Origin of the sequence: Kitasatospora purpeofusca (genome assembly GCF_034043715.1) — a bacterium.
Taxonomy (GTDB): Bacteria; Actinomycetota; Actinomycetes; order Streptomycetales; family Streptomycetaceae; genus Kitasatospora; species Kitasatospora purpeofusca_A.
Genome location: NZ_JAXCLC010000075.1, coordinates 18,251 through 44,874 on the forward strand (window position 1 = coordinate 18,251; position 26,624 = coordinate 44,874).

Below are 26,624 nucleotides of genomic sequence, written 5' to 3' on the forward strand. Positions count from 1 at the left end.
GTCCGCGTGTGACCCGGTTCGCGCTGTGACCTCGGCCACTTGGTACCCGAAGGGGCATTGTCGATCTAACGACAGTCAGATAAACAGGCACACGTTTGATTTGCCTCCCCTTGACTGTCTGGTGGCTCCCGCATGTTGCGCCGCACCCTTGCCCTCGCGCTGTCGTTGACCATGGTCGTCCTCGGAACCGCGACCGGAACCGCCGCTGCCGAGGAGATCGTCCGTCGAGCGGCGGCAGCGGCTCCGGACCCAGGCCCGCTGCCCCGTCAGGAGGCCGGTGGGGCCGAGGGGCGAGGCCATGATGCGACCACCGCGGCGACCAGCGCGGGTGCGGAGGGCGGACGTCAGGGCGCGGCGCCCGCAGTCGGGGAACTGCCCGAGGACCGGACGGCCGCCGTCGACCCGGCGGCCCCGGTCATTCCCCCGCCCGCCGCACCGCCGGCCGCGGAGGCCAAGACCGTCGGGGCCCCCGCGAAGCCCCCGGGCAAGACGGAGCGGCAGCCCACCGGTGCCCAGTTGTCCAAGGGATTCGACCCGGCCAAGAGCACCGAACTGCCGGCCAAGCGCACCGCGAACCAGCGCACGTTCCAGAACCTCGACGGCACCCTCACCACCCGCAGCTATCCCACGCCCATCAACTTCCGTCGGTCGGACGGCTCGTGGGTCGCGATCGACACCACCCTGATACCGGACGGCAAGGCCGGTGCCGGGCGCGCCGCCCCGGTCCAGAACAGTTGGACGACCGCCTCGGGCGAGAGCAGGCTCAGCCTCGGCCTCACCGCGGACGCCGACCCGCTGGTGAGCCTCGAACTCGGCGCCGGCGCCTCCGTCGGATACTCCCTCCAGGACGCCGCCACCGTCCAGGGCGCCACCCAGGGCAGCACCATCACCTACGCCGACGCCCGCCCCCACGCCGATCTCACCTTTCAGGCCGGCAGCACCTCCCTCAAGGAGATGCTGGTCCTCAAGGACCCGACCGCGCCCACCGAGTGGATCTTCCCGCTGCGTCTGCGCGGCGTGAGCGCGGCGCTGGACGCGAACGGCGCCGTGGTGTTCACGGATCCGGCGGGCACTCCGCGCGGACGGATCCCGGCCGGCTGGATGCAGGACTCGGCCTTCGCCCCGAACACCGAGGAAGGCCAGGTCTCGGGCGGCGTCTCCTACGAACTCGTGCCGGCCGCCGGCGGCGGGCAAGCCCTCAAGGCCACCCTCGACGCCGCGTGGCTGCACGCCCCGGAGCGCGTCTATCCCGTCAAGGTCGACCCGTCGCTGTCCTCGGTCAAGGCCGTGGACGGTACCTACATCGAGTCCCCGTACAACCTGGACTTCTCCGCCGACACCGTGCTGAAGGTCGGTACCTACGACGGGGGAGCACACCAGGCCGAGTCCTACATCCGTTTCAACGGCGTCGAGAACGCGCTCGGCAACGCCAATGTGCTCGGCGTGCGCCTCTCGCTCTTCAACGGCTGGTCCAGCAGCTGCCGTGCCCGCACCGTGAGCATCCATCAGATCACCTCGAACTGGTGGGAGGGCTCACCCCGGACCTTCCCCGGCCCGTCCACCGGCCCCGCGCTGGCGGCGCCGGCCTTCGCACACGGCTGGCGTCCCAACGCCAACAGCGACTGGGTCTGCGGGCAGGCCTGGGAGTCCATCGACCTCGGAGCCGAGGGACGAAGTCTGGTCAACTCCTGGACGCACGGCTGGGCCCCGAACTACGGTCTGGCGATCAAGTCCGACATCTGGGACTCCTACGCCTGGAAGCAGTTCGGCAGCGACGACCACAACGGTGGCCAGCCCGTCCTGGACGTCACCTGGTCCAAGTACGGCGCGGACTACGAGCTGTGGGGTCTGCTGCAGCCGGTGACGGCGACCCAGGAGGGCGTCGTCCGGCTGCGGGCCTGGAACCGCGGGCAGGACACCTGGTCGCCGGGCAACAACTACAAGATGTCGTACCTGCTCTACGACGAGTGGGGCAACAACATCACCGACTACGGCAGCAACGTCGCCTGGACGTCGATGCCGCACGACGTCCCGCCCGGCGGTGGAGTCGTGATCGACGCGCACATCCGCACCCTTCCGCAGGGCACGTACACCGTCGCGTTCACCATGGACGAGTACGAACAGAGCAACTTCTGGGCCGACGCCGGCGTCCAGCCGATCGCCATCCAGATCTCCTCCGTCAACCTGGACCCGCACATCACCAGGCTGGTCCCGCCCTCCGGTGCCGTGGTGTACCAGCTGCAGCCGACCTTGACCGCCGAGGGGCTGGACCCGGACCGCGCGCCCTTCCCGGAGCTGGACTACCGCTTCGAGGTCTGCCGAGTGGTCGGGGGCGACGCACGGGTCGACTGCAAGCAGAGCGACTGGCTCAAGCGGCAGACCCGCTTCGTCGTGCCCGAGGGCTGGCTCAGCTGGAACGAGCAGTACGCCTGGTACGCCCAGGCGGGGGACGGCTTCGGCGGAAGCCAGTGGACGCTCGCCTCCCACATCCGTACCGTGCTTCCCCAGCCGACCGGCTACGTGACCGGGGCGGACGCCGGACGGAACATCAGCACCTCGGTCGGCAACTACACCACCGCCGCTACGGACGCGTCGCTTCCGGCGGTCGGTCCCGAGCTCGCCGTCACCCGCAGCTACAATTCCCTCGATCCGCGGACCGACGGCGCGTTCGGAGCCGGCTGGTCCACCGCGTGGGACATGCGGATCAATGTGGAATCGGGCAGCTGGCTCACCACACCCGGGAACGTGATCCTCACCGCGTCCAACGGTTCGCGCACGCGGTTCGGCTGGGAGCCGGGCAAGAACGCGTACGTCTCCGGCGGCAGCACGGCGGCCGATCTGCGTAAGGCCGACGGCGGTGGCTGGACGCTGACGGAGCGCAGCGGCAGGGTTCACACCTTCGACGAGTCCGGCCGACTGACCACGATCACCGACGTCGCCGGGCATACTCAGGAGCTCAGCTACCTCGCCCCCGGCCGCCTGGGTCAGGTGAAGGACACCGCCTCCGGCCGATCACTCACCTTCGGCTGGGACCTCGAGCACCTCGTCAATGTGACCGCGTCCGACTCCTCCGGCTCCTGGTCCTACCAATACAGCGGCGACCAACTCAGCAAGGTGTGCCCACCGGGTGTCGACCCGGGCGGGAACCAGACCGGCTGTACCGGCTACAGCTACGCGCCCGGCTCGCTCTACCGGACGGCCGTGCGTGACGCGGGGCCGATCGGCTACTGGCGGCTGGGAGAGCGCAGCGGCACCGATGCCGCGAACGACGCGCAGGTCAGTGACCGGTCGCCGGGCGGGGCCCAGGACGTGACCTGGGGCGCTCAGGGCGCGATCAGCGGCAGTTCCGACCAGGCGGTGACCTTCAACGGACGTTCCACCTCCTACGTGGAGCTGCCGACCGCCAGCATCAGTGGCTCCCCCCACCGCACAGTCGAACTGTGGTTCCGTACCCAGGAGCCGGGCGTGCTCCTCACCTACCAGAACCGCGGCATGGGGGAGGACCCGTACAACGTCGTCCCCGCCCTCTACGTAGGGTCGGACCACAAGCTGCGCGGGAAATTCAACAGCTCCGGCGACCCGATCACCAGCGCGGACCCCGTCACTGGTGACCAATGGCACCACGTCGTGCTCTCCGGTGCGCGGGACAGCACCGCGCTCTTCCTCGACGGGGTCAAGGTCGGTACCACCGAGGGTGACATCGACCACCTCGACATGGACCGGGCGTTCCTCGGCGGCGGCTACACGGGCGACTGGCCCGGCGGCAACGGCGGCTGGTCGTGGCTGAACGGCCAGATCGACGAGGTCGCGGTCTACGACCGCCCGCTCACCGACGCGACGGTGGCGGAGCACTACGCGCTGCGTCTCGCTGGTGCCAAGCTCAGCAAGACAGTCCTGCCCACGGGCCGGACCAGTGACCAGGTGAGCTACGATCCGCTGACCGAGCGAGTCACCAAGGTGACCGACGCTGCCGGTGGCGAGTGGAAGCTCTCCGAGCCCGCCTACACCGGCGGTTCCTTCCTCTACAGCAACGCGGTCAAGGCCTCCGACCCGGCGGGTTTCTGGCGGCTCGGCGAACGCGACGGAGCGCTCGCGAAGAGCGAGGTCGGTACCGGGCTGACCGGCACGTACGGGGACGGCGTGACCAAGCGCCAGCCGGGCGTCTTCGCCCCCCACCGATGACACCGCTGCCCGCTTCGACGCCGGCACTTCCTCCCAGGTCGAGATCCCCGAGGACGTCCTGCACGCCGGGACGGACGTCGCCGTCGAACTGTGGTTCAACACCACGGCACCGGGAGTCCTGCTCGGAGACCAGAGCCGCGCCCTCGACGACCCGGACGGAGTGGGCGGCACCTGGACCCCGGTCATGTACGTCGGTTCGGACGGCAGGCTGTACGGGCGCTTCTGCTGCCAGGCCGCCCAGGGCACCGTGTCCGCGAACGCCGTCACGGACGGTGCCTGGCACCACGCCGTCCTTTCCGCCCAGGGCGACTCCCAGACCCTCTACCTCGACGGCCAGGTCGTCGGCACCCAGCAGGGTGCCGTCGACCACCAGGCGAACACCCACACCTACCTGGGCGCGGGCTTCGCCCGCTCCTGGCCGGCCTCACCAGCCGACGTCAGCCGCTTCTCCGGTCTCATCGACGAGGCCGCCGTGTACCGGCACCCCCTGAGCGAGGCCGACGTCGTCGCCCACTACCGGGCCCGCAGTGCCCAGGTCACCGGACAGGGCGTCGGCTACCGGGGCTCCGTCGTCACCGACTCACCGGCGGGGTACTGGCGCCTGGACGAGACCGGTGGCACCGCAGCCAGCGAGGTCGCCGCGACGAACGGCAAGGGCACCTACGCGGCTTCCGCCAAGCGGGGTACCACCGGTGTGTTCGGTCCCGGTGACGGCCATGCGGCCGAGTTCAACGGCACCGACTCCTCGTACCTCGAGCTACCCACCCCGATCCTGCAGACAGGGAACGAGCTCGCCGCGGAACTGTGGTTCCGTACCACCGAACCCGGTGTGCTCCTGTCCCTCCAGGACCAGCCGATGAACGCGGGGCCGAACAGCTACAACCCCGCCCTCTACGTCGACGCCGACGGCCGGCTGCGAGGCAAGTTCTTCGACGACCAGTACTCCATCCTCGTCTCCCCGGGCGCTGTCACGGACGGCTCGTGGCACCACACCGTGCTCAGCGCGGGCCAGGGAACCCAATCCCTCTACGTGGACGGGGTCCTCGTCGCCACGATGGCCGGCACCGTCGACCACCACGGCATGAACCGCACCTACCTCGGCGGCGGTTACACCGGTGGGTGGCCCGGCGGCAACGGTGGCTGGTCCTGGTTCAACGGGCAGATCGACGAGGTCGCTTTCTACCAGCACCCGCTGGGCGCCGACCGCATCGCCGCCCACTACCAGGCCCGTTCGCAGTCCGCCGCCACCGAACTGGCCTCCCGCGTCACCCTGACCGACCCGCTCGGCAACGTCTCCACCGACGTCCACGACGCGACCCGCGCCAACCGCCTCATCGCCCGCACCGACGAGGCCGGTGCCACCACGACCTACAGCTACGACACCGGTGGCTTCGTCCGCACCGTCACCGACCCCAACGGCCACACGGCCGTCAGCGGCCACGACGCCCGCGGCAACACCGTCTCGCTCACCACCTGCCGCGACGTCAACTCCTGCTGGACGTCCTACACCAGCTACTTCCTCAACCCTGACAACCCGCGCGACCCGCGCAACGACAAGCCGACGGAGACCCGCGACGCCCGATCCTCCGGGCCGACCGACAACACCTACCGCACCACCGTCGGTTACACGGCTTTCGGCCTTCCCGAGACCACCACCCGCCCCGACGGCCGCACCACCCGCGCCACTTACACCACCGGCACCGAACCGGCCACCGGCGGCGGCACCACCCCGCCCGGCCTCCTCGCCACCGAGATGACGGCCGGCGGGGCGGTCACGACGTACGCGTACAACGCTGCGGGTGACGTGGTCAGTTCTGTCCTGCCCACCGGGCTCACTTTCACCTACTCCTACGACGCGGCAGGCCGGAAGCTTTCGACAACCGAGACCTCCGATGGTCAACCCGCCGGCGTCACGACTACCTATGCGTATGACACCACCGGCCGCATCACCGCACAGACCGGACCCAAGGTCTCCGATGCTGTGACGGGAGCTGTGCATCAGACGCGAACCACGATGACGTATGACAGTGACGGCCGGATCACCGGTACGACCACTGCGGACATTGTCGGCACCGATGGTTCGCGAACCACGACGACTCTCTACGACACGGCCGGCAGGGTGGAGACCGACACCGATGCCGAGGGAGGCGTCACCCGCTACAGCTACGACCTGCTCGGTCACACCAGCAGGGTGACCGATCCGCTCGGCCAGGTCACCCGCTACACCTACACGCCCCGAGGTCAGCGTGCGACGACTGTCGTCGAGGGCTGGAACGGCGACGGTGGCGGCACCCGTGACCTGACCGTCGAATCCCGGGCCTACGACCCGGCGGGACGTCTGGCGTCCGTCGTCGATGCCATGGGTGCCGAGACGGCGTACACCTACTTCGATGACGGACTCCCCGCGACTTCCACCGCACAGAAGGTGACCCAGTCCGACGGCACAACTCGGTCGATCGTGTTGGAGGCCAACGAGTACGACGGTGCGGGCCAGCTCGTCAAGCGGACGTCCGGTGGCGGCCGGACCACCACGGTGAACACCTTCGACGCCGTCGGCCATGTCACACAGAGCATCCTGGATCCGGCGGGACTCAAGCGCACCATCACCACTGGCTATGACGCCGACGACCGTGTCACCTCCACGGCCCTCAAGGTCAGTGACACCGAGGAAAGCCTCCAGAGCTACGCCTACGACATCGCAGGTCGCCTGACCCGCAGCGAGCTGGCCTCGTCCGCAGGGGGCGCAAGCGCCGTGGCCACCTTCGGCTACGACCAGCGCGGACTCCTCACCAATAGCACCTCCCCGATCGGCAACGCGCCGGGCAACGACCCCGGTGCTCACACCACCAGCTACTCCTACGACGTCCTCGGACGCACAATCGGTGTCACCTTGCCGCCGGTCTCGGCGGAGAGCGGTGGCAACGCCGCAGCGACTGTTCGTCCGACCACCACGACCGGATTCAATGCCTTCGGGGAAGCGGTCTCCGTCAAGGACCCGCTCGGCCGTGTGGCCAGCACCACTGTGGACAAGCTCGGCCGCACCATCAAGGCCACTCTGCCCGCCTACACGCCACCGGGTGCCGGCAACCCACTCATCGCCACCAGCACCGTCGAGTACGACAAGCTGTCCCGTGTCGTGGCAGCCACTGACCCGGCCGGTCGGCGAACCAGCTTCGCGTACGACCGCCTGGGCCACGAGAACAAGAGGGTTGAACCCAACTCCCTCGGTGGCCTTCAGCCTCCTGTCGACGACAATCCGCCGACCTGGATGTCCACCTGGACTCCCACCGGGCTTGAACTGTCCGCCACGGACCCGGTCGGAGCGCGCTCCGAGGCGACGTACGACCAGCTCGGCCGTCTCCTCACCGCCACTGTCGTAGAACGCAAGCCGAGTCTGCGGAACCTCACCAGCAGGTTCACCTGGGACGACGCCGGAAACCAGACCGCCGTCACCACCGCCACCGGACATACGAGTACGGCCACTTACAACGCCGCCGGCCAGATCATCACGAGTACCGATCCGCTCGGCCGCACCAGTCACCTCGAGTACGACGGTGTCGGTCGACTCACGAAGACCGTCTCCCCGCTGGGCGAGGCTGCCCGTACACGGTACGACGGCCTGGGAAACCCCAACATTGTGGAGAACCTCGACCCCGCCGGAACCGTGCTGCGCACCGTCACCGCCGAGTTCGACCTTGTGGGCCGCGTTGTGCGCACCACCAGCCCGACCACAGGGGCTGTGTTCACGACCCAGTACGACGCGCTGGGCCGGACGGTGGAGCTCAACGAGCCCGTGTCCGCCGGTCAGTCGATCGTCACGACCTTCGGCTATGACGCGGCGGGCAACCGTACTCGGCTGACCGACGGCCGTGGCAATCGCACTCTCTACACGTTCAATCCCTGGGGCCTGCCCGAATCCACTGTCGAGCCGACCACCGTTGCTCATCCGGCGGCCAGCGACCGTACCTGGACCACCGCTTACGACGTGGCCGGTCAGGCTGTGAAGCTCACCGAGCCCGGCGGAGTGGTGCGCACTCGTGCCTTCGATCCGGCCGGGCGACTGGTCGGTGAGAGTGGAACCAGCGCCGAGGCCGCGACCGCTGATCGCACGTTGGCCTACGACAAGGCCGGGCGCGTGGTCCAGCACAACTCCAGCGGCCTGACCGGCCAGTCGTACGCCTACAACGACCGCGGACTGGTCATCATGGCAGGCCCGGACCTGAACACCCCTGCTCAGACCTGGGAGTACGACGCCGACGGCCTCCTGACCAAGCGCTGGGACAAGGCCACCGGTGACACCCTGATCGGCTACCTCGCCGACGGGTCGCTGGACTGGGCCCACAACCCGCAGACCCGCACCCAGAACCGCTATACCTACGACGGTGACGGTCGGCTCGCGACGCAGGCCTACATCGCCCCGGACCCGGCGGACACCACCCGGTTGAAGACCATGTCCGAACGCCGTATCAGCTACGACCCGCTCGGCCGCCTCAGCGCCGACCAACTCGCCGCCGGTGGATCCCAGCTCACCGCCACCGGTTACACGTACGACCTCGACGACCGGCTCACCCGCAAGACCGTCAGTGGCAAGCCCACCGACGCTGTCAGGGACAACACGTACGGCTACGACCTAGCCGGACGCCTCACCTCCTGGACTGCGGACGGCACCGCCACGCCGTACACCTGGGACGCGGCCGGCAACCGCACGGGCGACGGGTCTGCGACCGCCACCTACGACGAACGCAACCGCCTCGTCACTGACGGCACCAGCACCTATCGCTACACCGCCCGGGGCACTCTCGCCGCGGTGACCACAGGCGTCAAGATCGAGAGCCTCGGCTACGACGCCTTCGACCGCCTCATCAGCGACGGTTCCACCACCTACGCCTACGACGGCCTGGACCGCGTCACCACCCGCAACGCCGCCAAGTTCACGTACGACGGCGGCACCGGCAACCTCACGGGCGACGGGAGCTGGAGCTACGCCCGCGACAGCGCCGGCACTCTCCTCGGCGCTACCAACGGCACCGAAACCGTCCGTATCCGTACCGATCAGCACACCGACGCGACTGCCACCCTCAACACCGACGGCACCGCTGTGGTCGGCAGCACCACCTACGACCCTTTCGGCAAGCCGGTCGCCACCAGCGGCACCCGTTCCAGCCTCGGCTACCAGTCCGGCTGGACCGACCCGACCACTGGTGACGTCAATATGCAGGCGCGCTGGTACCGCCCCGGCACCGGCGGCTTCACCTCCCGCGACTCCTGGCAGCTGAACCCGTCCCCATCGGTCCAGGGCAACCGGTACACCTACGCCAACGCCAGTCCGCTCAACGGCGTGGACCCGTCGGGGCATGAGAACATCTCGCACTGCGGTTGTGGGGGGCCGGCAGCCGTTGCCCCGGCAGCCCCTGCGGCCGGCAACAGCGGTGGAATCAACTTCGGGGGCAATGGGCCTTTCGGCGGCTCCATTACCATCCGGCCGGGTGCCAACCCCGCGCCGGCTCAGCCGGCCGCCCCGTATGCCCCGAACGTCCAGGGCTATCGCGCACCGGGAACGAACACCGCACCTATGCCGGGTATGTCGGTCGCGGGCGCGAACGTGGTAGGCCTGGGCGGCTACAGCACTACAGGCAGTGCATCGAGCAGTTCGAGCTACAGCGACATCAACCAGGAGAAGCAGGAGGCCCGGGACTGGCATCGCCGAAACCCCGGCGGTCTCTCCAACACCCCGCGCAGCCAGGGCCCGTCCGCCTCTCCGGCCGCTCAGGGGCCGCCCTCCCCGAAGGGGCCGGCCGCGCCGAAGCGTCCGACCGGCTCGCCCGTCAAGAATCCGACCGGAGCCAGTGGCCCGAAGAAGGCGGCCTCCTGCAAGACCTGTGGTCAGACCAAAACACCCCCACGCCCCGCCGCACCCAAGGCCGAACCGCCCAAGCCGATCTTCGACAAGACGGCGCCCGCCCCGGAGCGCCCCACCCCTCAGCTCGACTGGACCGCTCCGGACTCCCGCGACGCCCTCAACTTCATCGCGGCCTCCTACAGCAGCACCGACGTCCTCGCTATGCTCGTCATCGCCGCCAACGTGGCTCCCACAACGACCACCGCCCCTGATTATCAAACGAGTGCAGCGCCTGGCCCGAATGGAAATGATACTGGGCGGGATCGCTGTAACACCGGAGCTGGCTTCGACGGTTCCAAGGTCTATCTACCGAGAAGGGAGCAAGCCGGAGAGTGCGTAGCGTCCGGAGCCTTCGCGCAACTCACCCAAGCGGACTATTCGCCGCCGCCCCGTCCTCGACTTTCCTTCCCGCTGCCGGGCCTTGCGTCGATTCCGGCAGATAATCGGGCGCGTGGCCATTTGATCGGATTTTCAATGGGAGGGTCGAATTCGGATTCAAGGAATTTTGTTGCGATGTATCAAAAGGCGAATCAGTGGATGTATGAAAATGCCGAAGATAAGGTGGTGAAGGCCATGAAGGCGGGAGGGAATGTATTTGTCGAGATTCTTCCGGTGTATGGAAATTCATCTTCTCCTGTCCCCACGTCTGTCAAGTTCTTTGCTTTTGGTTCGGTGGAGGTGAACTGCGACATTGCCAATACGCCCGATGCGACGGGAAGTAGCTGTAAATAATACTCACGGGTTCTATTGATGGCTGGAGGGAGCGGGGCGGTTGCCCTTGCTCTATTAGATAAATGGGAGTGGCTGGCATATGTCGAACCTCGATGAGATTTACCGGATCTTTGGCCGACCGTCGCCTCATGGTTATGAAGGTGGCGCTTGGAGGGAAGTTGAAGACTATCTAGGACTGTCCCTTCCTGTCGACTTCAAGGAGTTTGTTGATGCCTATGGTCCGGGGATGGTCTGTGGCGAGCTTGTCATATTTCACCCACTCGGCCCCACGCCGCTTTTGGAGCGCATGAAGGATATTAACGAATCATTTGGCGGGTCTTGGCGCAGCGAGCCGGGCATGTATCCTTTCTCTTTCTTTCCAAATTCTGGCGGCCTCATCTCATGGGGGTACGATTATTCGGGCGATGAGCACTTCTTCTGGCCGTGCGACGAAAGTTCGAGCAACTGGAAGATTGTCACCAATGTAAATGGATCAGACCCTGAGGTCTTCGATGGATCGTTTGTTGACTTCGTTTTGAACTTTGCACGTGAATTGCGGTACTGGAATCCCGATGCCGAAATTTCGAGCACCAATATGGATGGCGATCTCGAGCTGGACGAATTCATTGACCGCCCTCCGTATTTTGAGCCAATTTCCTGACTTCAATATCGATTTGTTCGATTGGGGCGAGCCTTGAGGCTGCTGGGGCAAGTGGCGAGGGTGGACTATCTTGCCAAGTTGCAGGGAGTAATCGGCATGTCCTGCGCTCCGGGTGTTTATTCCAAATCCTGGGATCGGTTGGATGGTGAGCTCGGTGTGGTGCTTCCGCGGATATCAAGGATTCCTCCGAGCGGTACTCGCCCATTCGTCTCAGATGGGCGATCCGCTTCCTGAAGGGTCGGTTCCCGTGCGACGGTGCGGGCCGCTCCGTCCTTGAGCGGGGCCGGCACCGGGACCACCGGGCGGGTGGTGGGGACCTTGGACTCTGGGTGGGCTCGGGGAGGGGTGGGGAGGGTTGGGGGTGCGGGCGGGCGTGGGTTCGTCCGGGTTGGGTTGGGCGGAGGCTGTTGTGAGCGGATTTGTCGTGGTCGGGGTGGATGGGTCGCCCGAGAGTCTGGCGGCGCTGGACTGGGCCGCGGAGGAGGCGGCGGGGCGCGGGGTGGGGTTGAAGGTGGTGCTGGCCTGGCCGAGTGTGGTGACGCCGTTGTCGGTGCTCGGGGCGGTGGATCTGGCGCACCGGCAGGCGGAGGTGACGCTGCGCGAGGCGGAGCTGCGGGTGCGGGAGCGGTGGCCGGAGCTGGCGGTGGTGGCGGTGCAGGTGCCGCACGATCCGGTGCGGGCACTGGTGGAGGAGTCGGGGGAGGGGACGGAGGGCGAGGCAGGGGCGGAGAGCCTGGTGCTCGGGTCTCGGGGGTTCGGGGCGGTGACGGGGTTCCTGGTCGGGTCGGTGAGCCGTCGGGTGCTCGCCAAGGTGGAGTGCCCGGTGGTGCTGGTACGCAAGGGGGAAGCTAAGGGGGAAGCGAAGGGGGAAGCGGGAGGCGGCGAGGTGGTGGTCGGCGTCGATCCCTACGAGGGCGCCGCCGAGGTGCTCGGCCACGCCTTCGCGGCGGCCGAGCGGCGCGGGCTGCCGCTGCGCGCCGTGTACGCCTGGACGCTGCCGGTGGCCTACCAGTACGCGGGCATCGCGGCGAGCGTCGATGTGTCCGGCGAGATGCAGGCGTTCGCCGTCGGTGAGCTGGCCCGGGTGGTCCAGCCGTGGCGGGCGGCGCACCCCGGGGTGACAGTGGTCGAGGAGGTCCTGAACGCTCGGCCCGCCAAGGTGCTGGCGGAGCGGGCGGCGTCGGGCGCGGAGCTGGTGGTGATCGGGCGGCGGGCCCGCCGGTCGCCGCTCGGCGCGCACCTGGGGTCGGTCGCGCACGCGGTGCTGCACCACGTGCCGTGCCCGATCGCCGTGGTGCCGTACGAGCGCACCCCGGAGAAGGAGCAGGAGGCGGGCGATGAGTGACCCGGTGCTGGTCGGGGTGGACGGTTCGGAGGCGAGCCTGGCCGCCGTGGACGTCGCGGTCCGGGAGGCGCGGCTGCGCGGCTGCGGGCTGCGAATCGTGCACGCCTTCATCTGGCCGCTGATGCACGTGTCCCTCGGTCCGGCCCAGGGCGGTCCGGCGGAGGGCGGGCTGCGGCACCAGGCGGAGAACCTGCTGGAGGACGCGCGCGCCCGGGCCCGGGCGCTGGATCCCCGGCTGGAGATCGGCACCGAGCTGGTCACCGGCGAGCCGCTGACCGTGCTGGCCCGCCGGTCGCGGGACGCCTGCCTGGTCGTGGTCGGCAGCCGGGGGCTCGGCCGGTTCGGGGCGCTGCTGATCGGCTCGGTCGCCGTGCACCTGGCCGCGCACGCCGCCTGCCCGGTGCTGATCGTCCGGGGCCGGCCGGAGCCGGACGGGCCGGTGCTGGTGGCGGTGGACGGTTCGGAGACGGACACGGAGGCGCTCGGCTTCGCCTTCGCGGAGGCGTCCGCCCGCCGGGCGCCGTTGACGGCGCTGCACGTGGCGCATCCGGGCGCGAGCCGGCCGGACCACGAGGAGCGGGCGCTCGCCGAGGCGCCGGCCGTTCGGCGGGACGAGTACCCGGACGTGGAGCTGCGCACGGAACTGATCGAGGCCCACGCCCGTCCGGCGCTGATCGACGCGAGCCGGGCGGCCCAACTGCTGGTGGTCGGTGCCCGGGGCCGGGGCGGGTTCGCGGGCATGCTGCTGGGCTCGACCAGTCAGGCGGTGATCCAGCACGCGCACTGCCCGGTGGTGGTGGTCCGGCACGAGGAGCAGCCGGCGCAGGCGCCCGCACCGACCGGGTAGGACGGGCGGCTCAGCCCAGCAGCCGCAGTCGGGTGGCGGCGACGCCCACCCGGACCGTCTGGCCGCGGACGAGGTCCAGCGCGTCGCTCTCGACGCCGTCCCCGAAGGCCACCAGCCGGTCCGACTCGACGGTCAGCACGAGTCGCTGCTCCCCGTCGAGCAGGCCGTGCACCCGGGTGGTGCCGGTGGTGGGGGAGGGCCACGCCTCGCGGACGAACCAGGCGAGCGACGGGGCGGCGGGCGCGGGCAGGGCTAGCGGGCCGCCGCGGTCCTGCCAGACGGACCGGCACCAGCCGGTGCCGCCGGTGCCGGTGCCGACCAGTACCCCGGACGAGGCCTGGGCCTCGTCGCCGTCCGGTGCGCCGGGGTGCTGCTCGACTGCCAGCCGGTAGCGCGCGGTCTGGTGGCCGGGCTGGCCGACGTAGACCTCGTTGAGCGCGAGCAGCCGCTGGGTGTCGTCGGCGACGGCCTCGACCATCGTCCGTTCCTCGGTCCGCCGGTCGGCGCCGGGGCCGACGGCGGCCGGGAGGAGGCGGGGCAGGTCGTCGGCGCGGTGGCGGACCAGTACTCCGGGGTTGCGGCCGGGCTCGGTGTCCACGCCGATCACGGGCTGGCCGCCGAGGTACTTGGCGACGTTCGCGACCAGGCCGTCCTGGCCGACCACGACGACGACGTCCTCCGGTTCGAAGAGGAACCGGGGCAGGTCGGCGCGTTCGACCCGGGTGCGGCGCCAGTCGAGCGGCACGGCGCCGGCCGCCCGGGCGAGCGCCTCGTCCTGCCGGACGTGGCGCCGCTCGATCTCCTCGATCGACCGGCCCCGGCTGCGCAGGAAGTAGCCGGCCTGGCCGGGCGTGCCGTGGTGGGCGAGCAGTTCCTGGTACTCGCTGCGGCGGTGGACCAGGACGGCCCGCGGGGCGAGCGTCACCGTCCGCTTCCCTCGCTGCCGCTGCCGCTGCCGCTGCCGGCGCCGGCGCCGTGCGGGGCGGTCGCGCCGAGCTTGGCGAGCAGCCCGGTCAGCACGTCCGGGGTGAGGGTGAGGCTGTCGATCCGCGGCAGGTGCTCGGCCAGCCGCATCAGCGCGAGGGCCCGCAGCACCGCCGGGTCGGCCTGCTGGTGGGCGGCCAGCCAGGCGGCCTCCGCGGCGGCCCTGGCCTCGCCCAGGTCGCGGGCGGCCTCGGCCTCGGCGGCGGCGAGGCGGGTGCGGCGCTGGGCCTCGGCGTCGGTGCGGATCCGGTCGGCGACGGCCTCGTCCTCGGCCTGGCGCTGGGCGTTGGTGCCCTCCTGGGTGATCAGCTGCTCCTGCCGCCGGGCGAGTTCGATCTGATTGGCGAGCTCGTTCTCGGCGATGCCGCGCTCGTGCTCGACGGCGACGGCGCGCCGTTCGAAGGTGGCCCGGTCGGCCTCCTGCTGGACCAGTTCCCGGGCGGGGGTGCGCAGGGCGCGTTCGACCTCGGGTTCGGGGCGCAGGGCGACCACGCGGACGGAGATGACGGCGAGTCCGGTCTCGGCGAGCCGGGGTTCGGCGGCGAGGCCGGCGGTCATCCGCTCGCGGACGCCGGCGATGCCGTCGGCCAGGGCGGTGGCGAGCGGGGTGCGGGCGAGCAGACCGAGCGCGTGCTGCTGGGCGGTCTCGGTGAGCAGGGTGGCGAGCTGGTCGAGCGGGGCGGAGCGCCAGGCGCCGGTGTCGGGGTCGATGCCGAAGTCGACGCGGGCGGCGGCGGTGGCCGGGTCGGTGATCCGGTAGGTCAGGGTGCCCTGGACGGTGACGTCCTGGAAGTCGGCGGTGCGGGCGTGGAAGAGCATCGCGAGTTCGCGGTCGTCGACCGGCACCTCGGAGAGGGCGGCGGTGAGCGGGCGGAACCAGAAGGCGAGCCCGGTGCCGTCGTGGGCGAGCTTGCCGCCGCGGACGTGCCGGATGTGGGCGGTGGGGCGGGCGCGCAGGTGGCGCAGTCCGAAGCGCTTGGTGATGTCGGCCATGGCGACTCCTTTTCGTCGCACTGACGATATTGAAGGCGGAGGGTTCTCGTCAAGGTGACGAAAAATGATCCATCGACGTGAAGCGGGCGGAGCGGGCGGCCGTGGGAGGATCGACCGGTGCTGAGGATGCGAACGACCAGGCTCCCCGCAGTGCTGCTCGCCGCGGCCTGCGCCACCGCCACCACCGCGGTCGCCGTCGGCGCCGGCGCCACGCTCGGCGCCCCGTCCGCACACGCCGCCGACCCGGGCGGCCAGGCCTTCGCCATCGCCGACCCGAGGATCACCGAGTCCAGCGGCCTCGCCGCGAGCCGGCAGCACCCCGGCGTCTACTGGACCCACAACGACAGCGACGACGGCCCGTACGTCTACGCGGTCGACTCCCGGGGCCGCACGGTCGCCACGGTCACCCTGCGCGGTGTCGAACCCCGCGACGTCGAGGCGGTCTCGCTCGGTCCGGACGGCCGGCTCTACGTCGGCGACCTCGGCGACAACCTCGGCGGGAAGTGGCCCGAGGTCTGGATCTACGCCTTCGCCGAACCCGCCGAGCTGCACGACCAGACCGTGGAGGTGACCCGCTACAAGGTCCGCTACGAGGACGGCCCGCGCGACGCGGAGGCGCTGATGGTCCACCCGGTGACCGGCCGCGCCTACATCGCCAGCAAGAAGCAGGGCGGCGGCGGGCTCTACCAGGGCCCGGAGAAGCTCTCCCCGACGGGCGTGAACACCTTCCGGAGGATCGCCGACGCGCCGTGGACCACCGACGGCGCCTTCTCGCCGGACGGCACCCGGCTGGTGCTGCGCGGCTACTTCTCGGCGACCCTCTACCGCTGGAAGGACGGCGCGCCGAGCGAACTCGGGCCGCTGTCCACGCCGTTCCAGCGCCAGGGGGAGTCGGTCACCTTCACCTCGGACGGCCGGGCGCTGCTCTACGGCAGCGAGGGCAAGGACAGCCCGGTCTGGCGCGCGCCGCTCGACGACGCGCAGCTCCCGGACACCGTCGAACCCCTGCGGAGCCCCACCCCGGCCCCTTCGGATCCCTCCGGCCCGGCGGACCCCTCGGCCCCGGCATCGCCGGCCTCCGGCGGAGCCGCCCCGCCGTCGTCCGACGGCGGGAAGGACGCCCCGGCGAGCACTGGGGACCAGGTGCTCGGGGTGGCGTTCCTGGCCGCGGTGGCGGGCGCGGTGTTCGGACTGCGCCGCAAGAAGCGCGAGGGCTGAGGGCCGAGGGCCGAGAACGGAGCACAGGGGGGCGGGCGGACCCGGCCGTTCTTGATCGAGTCCCGTCGAGCGTGGGCGAACGACCTGCTCCCGGAGCGGGCGGGGCCGCCGGCCGTTCGGAACGCCACGCCCAACGGCGGTGATCTGTCGCCGATTTGTGACAAAGGTTGACCAACACCGGCCCCACGGGCGGTTTTCGTGGACGTAGTGTTCCGACTATGTCACGGAGAAGCCGCCGCATGCCCTCCTCGGAGCCCCTCGACACCTGGGTCCCGCGCCCCCGGCGCCGCGAGACCCCGCTCGGCCTGCTCGGCCACGGCGTGAAGTTCCTCGGTTACAGCACCCTAGCGGGCGTCCTGCTCGCGGGCATCGCCCTCCCGGCCGCCGGAGCACTCGGGCTCGGCATGAAGAGCGGTGTCGAGGAGTTCGACAGCATCCCCGCCGACCTGAAGACACCGGCGCTGACCCAGGCCAGCTGGATCTACGACGCCAAGGGCCAGCAGATAGCCAAGGTCTACGAGCGCGACCGCCGGGTGATCACCGGCGAGGAGATGGGCACGCTGATACGCCAGGCCCAGGTGGACATCGAGGACGCGCGCTTCTACGAGCACGGAGCCGTCGACCTCAAGGGCGTCCTGCGGGCCGTCACCAAGAACGCGGAGAGCGGCACCGCCGTCCAGGGCGCGTCCACGCTCACCCAGCAGTACGTGAAGAACGTGAACGTCGAGAAGGCCGGCGACGACCCGGTGGCGGTGCTGGAGGCCCAGCGCAAGACCCTCGGCCGCAAGGTCCAGGAGCTCAAGTACTCCATCAAGCTGGAGGAGGAGCTGACCAAGGACCAGATCCTCACCAACTACCTGAACATCACGTACTACGGCCAGCAGGCCTACGGGATCCAGGCGGCCGCCCAGCGCTACTTCAGCAAGAACAGCAAGGACCTCACGGCCGCCGAGGCCGCGACCCTGGCGGGCCTGGTGCAGAACCCCTCCCAGTTCGACCCCAAGGCCCACCCCGAGGCCTCGCGCAAACGCCGCGACGTCGTCATCGACAAGATGGTCGAGAACAAGCACCTCACCCCGGAGCAGGCCAAGGAGGCCAAGTCCGGGCCGGTCGCCCTGCACTACCAGGCCCCGCAGAACGGCTGCATCACCGCCGACGCGGGCATGGGCTTCTTCTGTGACTACGTCCGGCACGTGATCAAGCAGGACCCGGTCTTCGGCAAGACCGCCGCCGAGCGCAAGAAGCTCTGGGACCAGGGCGGCCTGTTCATCCACACCACCCTCGACCCGGTGAAGCAGGCGGCCGCGCTCAAGGCGGTGACCACCAAGGTGAAGGTCACCGACGAGGTGTCGGCGGCGATGACCATGGTCGAGCCGGGCACCGGCAGGATCCTGGCGATGACCCAGACCCGGCCGTACGGGATCGATCCGGCCAAGAACCAGACCGTCGTCAACTACAACGTGGACGCGGCGATGGGTGGCGGCAACGGCTTCCAGCCGGGCTCCAACTTCAAGCCGATCGTGGCCGCCGCCGGGCTGGAGGCCGGGCTGACGTCCACCCAGTCCTACCCCGCGCCGAACAAGATGGACTGGCCGACGATGACCACCTGCGACGGCACCTGGAAGAACCTGGAGAAGGGCAAGAAGGGCGGCACCATCCCCAACGAGTCCGCGGGCGAGATCGGCCCGTACGAGCTCAAGGAGGCGATGGCGCTCTCGGTCAACACCTACTTCGTGCAGATGGAGCAGGAGATCGGCCTCTGCGCGGTCAAGCAGATGGCCAACAAGCTGGGCGTCGCGGGCAAGGCCAGCGGCAAGCCGCTGCAGGAGCTGCCGGCCCTCGGCCTGGGCACCCAGGAGGTGAGCCCGCTGGTGATGGCCAACGTCTACGCGACCTTCGCCAACCGCGGCACCTACTGCACGCCGGTCGCGATCAGCGGCATCACCACCATGGACGGCAAGGACGTCCCGGTCAGTCCCGCCAAGTGCGACCGGGTGCTGGCCGAGAGCACCGCGGACATCATCAACACCGTGCTGCTCGGGGTCACCGAGAAGGGCGGCACGGCCCGTGACCTCGGCCTGAACGACGATCGGCAGATCGCCGGCAAGACCGGTACCTCCGACGAGAAGAAGTCGGCCTGGTTCAGCGGCTACACCGGCAACCTGGCCGCCTCGGTCTGGCTGGGCGGCCCGGCCGGCGGCGTGCCGATGAAGAACATCCGGATCGGCGGCAAGTGGTTCGACGAGGTCTTCGGCGCCACCGGCCCGGGGCCGATCTGGCAGATGGCCATGAACGACGCCGTGCGGGGCATGCCGGAGAAGGAGTTCGAGACCGTCTACATCCCCAATCCGCCGCCGAAGCGCGACCCCTCGGCGAGCCCGGGCTCCGGCAGCGGCTCACCGGGGACGTGGCCCGGCGGCCAGCCCACCGACGTCGCCCCGACCTGGCCCGGCGGACGCACCCAGACCCCCGGCCGCCCGCCCGCGCGCAAGCCCGCCCAGCCCACTCAGCAGGACCGGCCGACCCAGCAGGAGCAGGCGCCGCAGGGACAGGCGCCGCAGGGACAGCAGTCCCAGCCCGAGGGGCAGCACGGCGACGGCTGACGGCGGGGCTCCGCCCCGGACGGCGCCGCGCCCCGGAACGTCGACGGACGGTCCGGGGCGCGGCGGTTCAGCGGCGGTTCAGCGTGGTCAGTGCGACCGATGCGGTCAGTACGGTCAGTGCGGCCGATGCGGTCAGTGCGCGCCCTTGGCGTCCCAGAAGTCCTGGCGGGCCAGCACGCTGGTGTCGGTCTGGTCGGTGAAGAAGCCGTCCACCCCGAGCTCGTACAGGTACTTCGCCCAGCCGATCGCGTCGCCGTACGCGTTGGGGTCGGTGCCCCGGCGGTAGTCCAGCGGCAGGAAGGCGTTCTCGTTGCGCACCGTGTACGGGTGCAGCAGCAGGTTGGCCGCGTGCGCGTCCCGGACCAGGGTGGTCGGCGGCAGCAGCTTGCCGGTCGCGTCGACCGGGGCGATCAGGGTGGTGGTCGGGCCGATGCCGTGCGCGAAGCCGGCGATCCAGCGCAGGTTCTCGGGCTTCACGAGGTCGGCCACGGTGCGCTTGTCGCCGGACAGCACGAAGTCGTACGGCTGGCTGGTCGGGCCGCTGAGCAGGAAGATCTTCGGATTGTCGACCAGCTTGGCGAGCAACTGCAGGCTGCTCGGCTCGAAGGACTGCAGGATCGCCCGGCCGTTGCGCCCGGCCAGCCCGGTGCGGCGCAGTTCGTCGGCGAGGCGCTGCTCCAGCGGCAGCCCGATCGAACGGAAGTAGCTGGGGTGCTTGGTCTCCGGGTACACCCAGACGTCCCGGCCGAGCTCGCGGCCGCGCTTGCGGGCGAAGTCGGCCACCTCGCGGAAGGTCGGGATGCCCCAGCGGCCGTCGTACAGCGTGTTGCGCTGGCGCTGCTGCGGCAGCCGCTCCTTGGCGCGCAGGGTGCGCAGCTCGGCGAGGGTGAAGTCCTCGGTGAACCAGCCGGTCTGGGCGACACCGTCGATGGTCTTGGTGGTGCGGCGGCTCGCGAACTCGGCGTGGTCGGCGACGTCCGTGGTCTCCGCGATGTTGTTCTCGTGCCGGACCACCAACTGGCCGTCCTTGGTGGGGACGAGGTCCGGCTCGATGACGTCCGCGCCCAGCCGCAGCGCCAGGTCGTAGGAGCCCAGGGTGTGCTCGGGGCGGTAGCCGGGGGCGCCGCGGTGACCGACGATCAGCGGGTGCGGCAGGCGGTCCAAGCCGGTGCCGGTGCGGACCGGCGGCCGGGTGCCGGCCGGGCGGTCGGACGCGGCGCCGCGCTCGTCCTCGGCGCCGGACCGGTCCGCGTCCGGCTGGTCCGCACCGGGGGCGGCGAACGCCTCCCCGGCCCCGGCGGCTAGCGCGGCGGCGCCGAGGCCGGCGGCGCCGGTGGCCCGCAGGAAGCTGCGGCGGGAGGAGGAGGTGCCCTCGGCGGACTCCGCCGGGGTGCCGCCGTCGGTCGGACGGTACGTCATGGAAGCTCCTAGCTCGCGCGGATGGCGTGGCGGCGTTGGCACGGCGGCGTCGGCGTGGCGCTGGTGGCGTCGCGGTGTCGGCGTCGCGGTGTGGCTGCCGCCCGCAGACTAGGAGCAGTCCCGCCCCGCCGGGTGGCCGTCGGGCGAACTGCCGGAGAAGTTCCGGCACCCACCGTCCTTGCCGGGCCCGGGGCGGGTGCGAGGCGGGTGCGGCGGACGCGGTACGGACGGCAGGGCGGCGAGGGCGGGCACGGCGGCCACGGAGGTGGCCGGCCGCGGTCACGCTCCCCGGCCGGCCACCCTTCCTGCGTCGAGCGGTCCGGCCTCAGCCCTGGACCTGGCAGAGACCGTAGGACTTCTCGGCGTGCAGCAGCGCCTCCAAGTCCCCGTAGCCGAGCTGCTTGTAGGTGTAGTACGCCACGGTGTACTCGACGTCGCACCGCTTGCCGGCGGCGGAGGCCCCGGGTGCGACGGAGATGCCGCCGATCACGGCGGAGGCGGTGACCGCGAGCACGGCGAGCGAGCGGGAGAAACGGGTCATCGGCGGATCCCTTCGAGATGGTTCCCGGGGTGACCGGGCTGCGCCGATTCTGACCCGGGGGGCGACTACCGTCCCATCCCCGAATCCTGGGAGAGGACGAGCCGGAACGGGCCGGTACGGGGCCGAACGCGCCGGAACGAGCCGGAACGGGGGCGGCCGCAGGAGCGCGTGCCGCCGCCGGGTGGCGCGCGGGGGCGCATTCGGCGGAGTGGATGCCCGGTGCGCCCCGTTGCGCGGGTGTGGCGGGTGCGGCAGGTTGGTCCCGGCCCGTGCCGGGTGCACCGGCCCGGGCCGGCACCAGGTCCGACGATCGATCGATTCGGAGGGATGTCGGCGATGGCATCGAGGATCCTGCTCGTCACGGGGGACGCCGCGGAGTCGCTGGAGGTGTTCTACCCGTACCAGCGGCTGCGCGAGGAGGGCTACCAGGTCGACATCGCCGCACCGACCCGCAAGCGGCTGCAGTTCGTGGTGCACGACTTCGTCGAGGGGTACGACACCTACACCGAGAAGCCGGGCTACACCTGGCCGGCCGACCTGGCCTTCGCCGAGGTGGACCCGGCGGACTACGTCGCGCTGGTGATCCCGGGCGGTCGCGCGCCCGAGTACCTGCGCAACGATCCGGAGCTGCGGCGGATCGTCCGGCACTTCTTCGAGAGCGAGAAGCCGGTCGCGCAGATCTGCCACGGTCCGTTGGTGTCGGCCGCCGCCGGGGTGCTCGGCGGGCGGACCAGCGCCGCCTACCCGGCGCTCGAGCCGGACATGACGGCGGCCGGCGCGACGTACGTGGACGGCGAGGCGGTGGTCGACGGCGTGGTGGTCTCGGCCCGCGCCTGGCCCGACCACCCGGCGTGGCTGCGGGCGTTCGTCGAAGTCCTCCGGGTCAAGGCCCCGGTCGCCTGACCTCGTAGTCCGGGAGGTGTCTCCGACCTGGGTCGGAGACACCTCCCCGAGGTGCGTCAGGGGTGGCCCGTACTGGAGACGGCCGCGCCGGGCGCCCGAATGTCGGCCCTGAGGCGGAGCGGGTCCGGGCCGTGGGCGGAGGAGATCCGCCGGTGCTCCTGTCAGAGTGTCAACTGCCGAAAGCGGCGAGGGTGTTGTGGGCACCCGAAGGCACTGACGTGGGAGGACGCATGGACGGTACGGTACGGAGCGGCACGGGCGGTACGGCGAACGCGGGGGGTGCGGGCAGTACAGCGCGTCGTCGCCGCGGCACGGCCGTGCGCGTGGTGGCACTCGCGCTGGCCGGCGCGGGTCTGGTGGGCGTGACCGCCCCGACGGCCGGCGCGCTGGGCGCGAGCGGGCCGAGCGGTGCGGGCCGGCCGGGCGGGGCGACGACGGCGACGGTGGCGGGAACGCAGGACGGCGCGGACGCCGGCCGGGACGCGCGCCGGGGTGTCGACGCGCGGGCGCTGGACGCCGCCGTGCGCGGCGTGGTCGACCCCGGTGGGGCCTCGGCGACGCTCGCCCGGGTGAGCGAGCGCGGCCGCACCGTGTGGAAGGGCGCGGCCGGCACCGCCGATTTCACCACCGGAGCCCCGGTGGACGCCGACGGCCTGTTCCGGATCGGCAGCGTGACCAAGACCTTCGTCTCCACCGTCGTCCTCCAACTCGCCGCCGAGGGGCGGCTGCGGCTGGACGACCCGGTGGAGAAGCTGCTGCCGGGCGCGGTCCCGAACGGCCGGAACATCACCCTGCGCCAGCTGCTCAACCACACCAGCGGCCTGTTCAACTACACCGAGGACGAGGCCTTCGGCTACGAGGAGGACCCCGTCAGGCTCCGGGAGTGGCTGGAGACCGGCCGTTACACCCGGTACACCCCGCAGCAGCTGATCGCCCTCGCCAACGCCCACCCGCCGTACTTCGCGCCGGGCCAGGGCGCGCACTACTCCAACACCAACTACCTGGTGGTCGGGCAGATCGTCGAGCGGGTCACCGGGCACAGCTGGCAGCAGGAGGTGGACCGGCGGATCGTCCGCCGGCTGGGCCTGACCCACACCTTCATGCCGGACCACTCGACGAAGATCCCCGGCCCCCACGCGCACGGCTACTACGACCTGCCGGCCGGGCCCGCCGACGTCACCGAGCTGGACCCGAGCATGGCGGGAGCGGCCGGCGCCGGGATCTCGACCACCGCCGACCTCACCACCTTCGTCACCGCCCTGATCGGCGGGCGACTGCTGCCCCGGCCGCTGCTCGCCGAGATGATGGCCGTCACCCCGCAGAGCGGCGAGGACGCGTACGGTCTGGGCCTCCAGCGGGTGTCGACGCCCTGCGGCCCGGTCTGGGGCCACGCGGGCGGCATCCCCGGTTACAACACCTTCGTCTACACCGACAGCGACACCCGTCGGCAGTTCGCCGCCTCCGTGAACGCCTTCGACATGTCGAACCTGCCGGCCACCAACGCGGCCTTCCAGACGCTGCTCGACACCGGCACCTGCGGCGGCCCGCCGCCCACCGCCTCCGTCCCGCCCACCGCCTCCGTCCCGCCCACCGCCCTCGTTCCGGCCGCCACGCTCGTCCCGGCCACCACCCTCGTTCCGGCCCCGGCCGGCTGACGGCACCGAGGGGGATGCCATCATGGCCCGCACCTGATGGGCAGTCGCCGCGAGGAGGACGTGAGATGGCAGAGCCGCTGATCGCCGAGGTCGGGGGCCGGGTCCCGGCGGTCGACCCGACCGCCTTCGTGGCACCCAACGCGGTCGTCGTCGGCAGTGTGACCGTCGGCGCCGGGGCGAGCGTCTGGTACGGCGCGGTGCTGCGCGGTGACGCCGAGGCGATCACCGTCGGCCCCGGCAGCAACGTCCAGGACAACTGCACCCTGCACGCGGACCTCGGCTTCCCGCTGGTGATGGGGGAGCGGATCTCGGTCGGCCACAACGCCGTGCTGCACGGCTGTGTGATCGAGGACGACGTCCTGGTCGGGATGAACGCCACGGTGCTGAACGGCGCCCGGATCGGGGCCGGCTCGCTGGTCGCGGCCGGAGCCGTGGTGCCGCAGGGCATGGTGGTCCCGCCCGGCTCGCTGGTCGCGGGAGTGCCGGCCAAGGTGCGCCGCGAACTGACCGAGGACGAGCGGGCCGGCATCAAGTTCAACGCCGAGGGCTACGCGCTGCTGGCCGACGGTCACCGTGACCTCCGCCCGGTTCCGGGTCCCGCGGCACCGTCCGGGCCGGCGGCCGACGCGGTCTGACGGGCCTGCCCCCCGGGGAAGGCTCAGCGGGGGGTCGCCGTCCCCGCGCCGATCCGGTCGTCCGGGGCCGGCGCGGGGCCCGGCACCGGGGTCGGGCCCGCGCTCGCGACCGTACTCGGGAGGCCCGCGGCCCGGGTGCCCCGCCGGGCTGCGGCCCAGGCCGCGACGGCGATCACCGCGCCGGAGGCCGCCAGGCCCGAGCCGACCAGCGGCGGCGAGGTCCAGCCCAGCCCGGCGTCCAGCGCGAGCCCGCCGAAGTACGCGCCCTGGGCGTTGGCCAGGTTGAACGCACCCTGCACGGTCGCCGAGGCCAGCGTCGGCGCGCCCCGGGCCTCGCGCATCACCAGTGTCTGCACCGCCGGGACGATCGCGAACCCGAACAGCCCCACCAGTACCACCGTCGCCGCCGCCGACCACTGGGCCCGGGCGGTCACGGCGAACAGTGCCAGCACGGCGGCGAGCAGCAGGAACGCGACGCACACCGTCGGCCGCAGCGCGCGGTCGGCCGCGTAGCCGCCGAGCAGGTTGCCGATCGTCATCCCGACCCCGAACAGTGCCAGCACCAGCGTCACCGACCCGGTCGCGAAGCCGGACACCTCGGTCAGCAGCGGGGTGATGTAGGAGTAGCAGGCGAAGAAGCCGCCGCAGCCGAAGACCACCGTGGCCAGCGCGAGCCACAGCTGCCCGCTGCGGAACGCGCCCAGCTCGTGCCGCAGGCCCGACTGCGCGGGGGACGGCAGGGCCGGGACGAGCCGGGCGATCGCCAGGGCCCCGGCCGCGCCGATCGCGACCACCACCAGCATGGTCGCCCGCCACCCCAGGTGCTGGCCGAGCAGGGTCGCGGCCGGCACGCCGACGACATTGGCGAGCGTCAGCCCGGAGAACATCACCGCGACCGCCCTGGCCCGCCGGCCCGGAGCGACGAGCTCGGCCGCCGCGACCGCCCCGGCGCCGAAGAACGCCCCGTGCGGCAGTCCGGTGACCAGCCGGGCCGCGGCGAGCGTCCAGAAGTCCGGGGCGAGCGCGCAGAGCAGGTTCCCGGCGGCGAAGAACCCGGCCAGGGCGACCAGCACCGCCTTCCGGGGCCGCCCGGCAGCGAGCGCGGTGAGCAGCGGCGCCCCGATCACCACGCCCAGCGCGTAGGCGGAGATCAGCCAGCCGGCCTGCGGGATCGAGACGTCCAGATCGTCCGCGACCTGGGGCAGCAGCCCCATGGCGGCGAACTCGGTGGTTCCGATGGCGAAGGCGGTGACGGCCAGGGCGACCAGCGCGAGAGGCAAGGGGGTGCTCCGGAAGAACGGACACGTGTGGATCGGGACGAACGGACCGAGCGGGGTCGGGATTGTTCGGGCCAAATCCTAATCCGATCGGATGACGGCGCTGTGTGGTGCGCAAGGCGGTCCCGTGACGGACGGGAGTCGCCTGCCGGGCGTCCGCGCGCAAGACTGGAGGCATGTGCCGCAGTATCAAGACGCTGAGACCACCCGTGACGCCCGACGCCACGGAGGAGGACTACCGAGCGGCCGCGCTCCAGTACGTACGGAAGGTGTCCGGGTTCCGGGCTCCGGCCGCGCACAACCGCGAGGCGTTCGACCGGGCCGTGGACGCCGTGGCCGAGGCCACCGCGTGCCTGCTCGGCGAGCTGGAGGTGCGCGGTGTGCCCGCCCGACCGGCCCGGGCGACCGCCTGAGGCCGGAAGCCACGGGCGGGCCGCGTCAACGGCCGGGCACGTCGAACCCGGCAGGCCGGGCAGGTCGAAGGCCGGGCACGTCGAACAGGGAGCAGGAGGTCGGTTATGAGCGCCGTCACCCGTTACGCACTCACCTTCCCGGGCACCCCCGGCACCCAGGCCCCGCAGGACGTGGTCGTGGTCGAGCGCACCAGCGCCTCCGGGCCCGGCGGCCACCCGGTGTACGAGGACCCCAGCGGAATCGTCCGGGCCGAGATCAGCGACGCGGGGGAGGTCCGGATGCTCGCCACCGGCGGCCACCAGAACCCGCACGTCCCCGTCCACGCCGAGCCGCTGCC

The 26,624-nt window shown here is 71.1% G+C and carries 17 protein-coding genes and 1 pseudogene; 13 read left to right on the top strand and 5 right to left on the bottom strand.

The window, feature by feature from the left end:
* Positions 1-132: 132 nt before the first annotated feature.
* The 6 genes and pseudogenes from SM793_RS30060 to SM793_RS30085 all read left to right on the top strand — a co-directional run bounded on the left by SM793_RS30060 (position 133) and on the right by SM793_RS30085 (position 13,645).
* On the top strand, positions 133-4,182 hold the full coding sequence (locus SM793_RS30060) for a DNRLRE domain-containing protein (RefSeq protein WP_320441459.1): 4,050 nt from the start codon (positions 133-135) through the stop codon (positions 4,180-4,182).
* 34 nt (positions 4,183-4,216) lie between these two features.
* Positions 4,217-9,526 (top strand): annotated as a pseudogene (locus tag SM793_RS30065) (LamG-like jellyroll fold domain-containing protein); the annotation flags it as partial.
* A gap of 717 nt (positions 9,527-10,243) precedes the next feature.
* Positions 10,244-10,813 (top strand): DNA/RNA non-specific endonuclease, encoded by a 570-nt coding sequence (locus SM793_RS30070; protein WP_320441475.1) that lies wholly within the window; start codon positions 10,244-10,246, stop codon positions 10,811-10,813.
* 79 nt (positions 10,814-10,892) lie between these two features.
* Positions 10,893-11,453 (top strand): hypothetical protein, encoded by a 561-nt coding sequence (locus SM793_RS30075; protein ID WP_320441460.1) that lies wholly within the window; start codon positions 10,893-10,895, stop codon positions 11,451-11,453.
* Between the two features lie 409 nt (positions 11,454-11,862).
* Positions 11,863-12,798 (top strand): universal stress protein, encoded by a 936-nt coding sequence (locus SM793_RS30080; RefSeq protein WP_320441461.1) that lies wholly within the window; start codon positions 11,863-11,865, stop codon positions 12,796-12,798.
* Positions 12,791-13,645 (top strand): universal stress protein, encoded by an 855-nt coding sequence (locus SM793_RS30085; RefSeq protein WP_320441462.1) that lies wholly within the window; start codon positions 12,791-12,793, stop codon positions 13,643-13,645. Before SM793_RS30080 ends, SM793_RS30085 begins: the two co-directional genes overlap by 8 nt.
* 10 nt (positions 13,646-13,655) lie before the next feature.
* Here the strand turns inward: SM793_RS30085 and SM793_RS30090 are convergent, their stop codons facing one another.
* A complete protein-coding gene (locus SM793_RS30090) occupies positions 13,656-14,570 on the bottom strand; it encodes a hypothetical protein (RefSeq protein WP_320441463.1) in 915 nt (304 codons plus the stop codon).
* Positions 14,567-15,622, bottom strand: coding sequence for an SPFH domain-containing protein (locus SM793_RS30095; RefSeq protein ID WP_320441464.1), 1,056 nt, complete (start codon positions 15,620-15,622; stop codon positions 14,567-14,569). The genes SM793_RS30090 and SM793_RS30095 overlap by 4 nt, the downstream gene beginning before the upstream one ends.
* Positions 15,623-15,748: 126 nt before the next feature.
* Between SM793_RS30095 and SM793_RS30100 the strand changes: the two genes are divergently transcribed.
* Positions 15,749-16,840 carry a hypothetical protein gene (locus SM793_RS30100; RefSeq protein WP_413816064.1) on the top strand — a complete coding sequence of 364 codons (1,092 nt, stop codon included), beginning with the start codon at positions 15,749-15,751 and terminating at the stop codon, positions 16,838-16,840.
* Positions 16,841-17,079: 239 nt separating this feature from the next.
* Positions 17,080-19,443 (top strand): transglycosylase domain-containing protein, encoded by a 2,364-nt coding sequence (locus SM793_RS30105; RefSeq protein ID WP_320441465.1) that lies wholly within the window; start codon positions 17,080-17,082, stop codon positions 19,441-19,443.
* Positions 19,444-19,575: 132 nt separating this feature from the next.
* Here the strand turns inward: SM793_RS30105 and SM793_RS30110 are convergent, their stop codons facing one another.
* Positions 19,576-20,862, bottom strand: a complete 1,287-nt coding sequence (locus tag SM793_RS30110) for a glycerophosphodiester phosphodiesterase (protein ID WP_320441466.1) — start codon at positions 20,860-20,862, stop codon at positions 19,576-19,578.
* 325 nt (positions 20,863-21,187) lie between these two features.
* Positions 21,188-21,403: a hypothetical protein gene (locus SM793_RS30115; protein ID WP_320441467.1), complete on the bottom strand. Its 216-nt coding sequence runs from the start codon at positions 21,401-21,403 to the stop codon at positions 21,188-21,190.
* Between the two features lie 336 nt (positions 21,404-21,739).
* On the opposite strand from SM793_RS30115, the gene SM793_RS30120 reads away from it, so the two are divergent.
* From SM793_RS30120 to SM793_RS30130, 3 genes are all read left to right on the top strand, one after another.
* Complete coding sequence (locus tag SM793_RS30120; RefSeq protein WP_320441468.1) at positions 21,740-22,306, top strand: DJ-1/PfpI family protein; 567 nt, start codon at positions 21,740-21,742, stop codon at positions 22,304-22,306.
* A 323-nt stretch (positions 22,307-22,629) separates the two neighbouring features.
* On the top strand, positions 22,630-23,961 hold the full coding sequence (locus SM793_RS30125) for a serine hydrolase (protein WP_320441469.1): 1,332 nt from the start codon (positions 22,630-22,632) through the stop codon (positions 23,959-23,961).
* 65 nt (positions 23,962-24,026) lie between these two features.
* Positions 24,027-24,596: a gamma carbonic anhydrase family protein gene (locus SM793_RS30130; RefSeq protein ID WP_320441470.1), complete on the top strand. Its 570-nt coding sequence runs from the start codon at positions 24,027-24,029 to the stop codon at positions 24,594-24,596.
* A 23-nt stretch (positions 24,597-24,619) separates the two neighbouring features.
* Here SM793_RS30130 and SM793_RS30135 read toward each other — a convergent pair whose 3' ends face one another.
* The gene (locus SM793_RS30135) at positions 24,620-25,876 is read right to left on the bottom strand and encodes an MFS transporter (protein ID WP_320441471.1); all 1,257 of its coding nucleotides are present in this window, start codon (positions 25,874-25,876) and stop codon (positions 24,620-24,622) included.
* A gap of 173 nt (positions 25,877-26,049) precedes the next feature.
* On the opposite strand from SM793_RS30135, the gene SM793_RS30140 reads away from it, so the two are divergent.
* Both SM793_RS30140 and SM793_RS30145 read left to right on the top strand, forming a co-directional pair.
* Positions 26,050-26,286: a DUF2277 domain-containing protein gene (locus SM793_RS30140; protein ID WP_320441472.1), complete on the top strand. Its 237-nt coding sequence runs from the start codon at positions 26,050-26,052 to the stop codon at positions 26,284-26,286.
* Between the two features lie 105 nt (positions 26,287-26,391).
* Positions 26,392-26,624 (top strand): DUF6296 family protein (locus tag SM793_RS30145; RefSeq protein WP_320441473.1); only part of this gene is annotated, 233 nt, incomplete at its 3' end.

Excerpts from the sequence above, each read along its gene's own strand:
- SM793_RS30095 (WP_320441464.1), bottom strand. The coding sequence starts at position 15,622 with ATGGCCGACATCACCAAGCGCTTCGGACTGCGCCACCTGCGCGCCCGC.
- SM793_RS30110 (WP_320441466.1), bottom strand. The coding sequence starts at position 20,862 with ATGACGTACCGTCCGACCGACGGCGGCACCCCGGCGGAGTCCGCCGAG.
- SM793_RS30105 (WP_320441465.1), top strand. The coding sequence starts at position 17,080 with ATGCCCTCCTCGGAGCCCCTCGACACCTGGGTCCCGCGCCCCCGGCGC.
- SM793_RS30060 (WP_320441459.1), top strand. The coding sequence starts at position 133 with ATGTTGCGCCGCACCCTTGCCCTCGCGCTGTCGTTGACCATGGTCGTC.
- SM793_RS30100 (WP_413816064.1), top strand. The coding sequence starts at position 15,749 with ATGCGAACGACCAGGCTCCCCGCAGTGCTGCTCGCCGCGGCCTGCGCC.
- SM793_RS30085 (WP_320441462.1), top strand. The coding sequence starts at position 12,791 with ATGAGTGACCCGGTGCTGGTCGGGGTGGACGGTTCGGAGGCGAGCCTG.
- SM793_RS30115 (WP_320441467.1), bottom strand. The coding sequence starts at position 21,403 with ATGACCCGTTTCTCCCGCTCGCTCGCCGTGCTCGCGGTCACCGCCTCC.
- SM793_RS30120 (WP_320441468.1), top strand. The coding sequence starts at position 21,740 with ATGGCATCGAGGATCCTGCTCGTCACGGGGGACGCCGCGGAGTCGCTG.
- SM793_RS30130 (WP_320441470.1), top strand. The coding sequence starts at position 24,027 with ATGGCAGAGCCGCTGATCGCCGAGGTCGGGGGCCGGGTCCCGGCGGTC.
- SM793_RS30075 (WP_320441460.1), top strand. The coding sequence starts at position 10,893 with ATGTCGAACCTCGATGAGATTTACCGGATCTTTGGCCGACCGTCGCCT.
- SM793_RS30070 (WP_320441475.1), top strand. The coding sequence starts at position 10,244 with ATGCTCGTCATCGCCGCCAACGTGGCTCCCACAACGACCACCGCCCCT.
- SM793_RS30140 (WP_320441472.1), top strand. The coding sequence starts at position 26,050 with ATGTGCCGCAGTATCAAGACGCTGAGACCACCCGTGACGCCCGACGCC.